At 58.9% G+C, this 1202-nt stretch carries 1 protein-coding gene; it reads right to left on the bottom strand.

The genetic code is table 11. The annotated features are described in order from the left end of the window. Window positions 1–900, bottom strand: a 900-nt coding sequence (locus AC2FMD_RS18060) for a DUF3604 domain-containing protein (protein WP_496795309.1), incomplete at its 3' end; no start/stop codon positions are given. Window positions 901–1202 lie beyond the last annotated feature (302 nt).

Below are 1202 nucleotides of genomic sequence, written 5' to 3' on the forward strand. Positions count from 1 at the left end.
GCCGTCTCCTTTCATCTGCGTGATCTCATAGAGGGGCTCGTACTGCATGCGCCGTTGCGCATAAGCTTCGGTAAGCGGCTCGCCTGAGAGCGTGATGTCGTCGAACATCAGCCCGTTCGAAAGGTTGCCGCCATGGGGGATGGCTAGCATACGCCCGCCGGTGGCAGCCTCGTAATCCGCCATCCAGTCCCAGAGCACCTCGGGATCATCCGTATCATATGAACTGATCGGTACTTTTTGGTCGGCTAGATACTTGCCGTCCCGGTAGATTATGTTTCGGTGCATATTCGAACCGTTGGGCTGCGACGTCCACTCGAACCCGATGAATGCAGTGAAGGCACCAGGGTTGTTGTGCCGTTCTGCGGCATCGGTCGCAACCTCCCACATCGTCTGACCAAAGGGCGTCCCAGCGAGCGGGTCCTCCCCGGCGAACGTTGCCTGCATCCAGAATTCGTAGGACGCGATCATCGACTCTTCGGTGCCCGGTGCGGCAATCTCGGCCAGTTGCGCGCCCCACTCCGTGTCGGTTAGCACCGGGTCTTCCGCCGCCAACGCAGCGGGAATGCCGAGGTTCTCCGCGTGGTCAGTGACAACAAGCCAATCTAGCGGCCGCCGAAGCCGTGCCGGAATACCGTTCGAAGAAATCACTTCCTCGCCCTTGGCAAAACGGAACGCGTCATCTGGTGTCGTTGTGGCACCCACAAGGCCAGCATCCGCCGAGAACGAGGTATGTAAATGTGTATCTCCGAAGAAAACCTGGTTTGGAAAGTCCTCTTGCAGATAAGGCGAGTACTCGACATCCATGCCAGGTCGCACACCGGGAAGTTCTTGCGCGAGGGCGGGGAGCGGCACGAGAATGGGGCAAAGTACGAACGCGATGCGGTAGCTCCGTCTTTCCATGGTTGTCTCTCCGTTCTGATGGCATCAATATCTTCAGTGGGTACCGATTCCGCGGCGTGTAGCTATGACGCTAGCAGACAGTAGGACACACGAATGCCGGTGGCAGTCATTCCGGAGGATTGATTTGTGGGAGTATCGGGCAAGGCGAGAGTACAGGAGGTCACGACGGCCGGCTGGATTTCGCTTCTCCCCAAGGAGGATCGCGCCCGAATCCTGACGCGTTGCGTGGAGAAGAAGGTCGACCGAGGCGTCGTGCTCTATCGGCTGGGGGATGCGCCCGATGGGCTGTATCATCTTCGCTC

The organism is Ruegeria sp. BHSC276 (assembly GCF_059612945.1).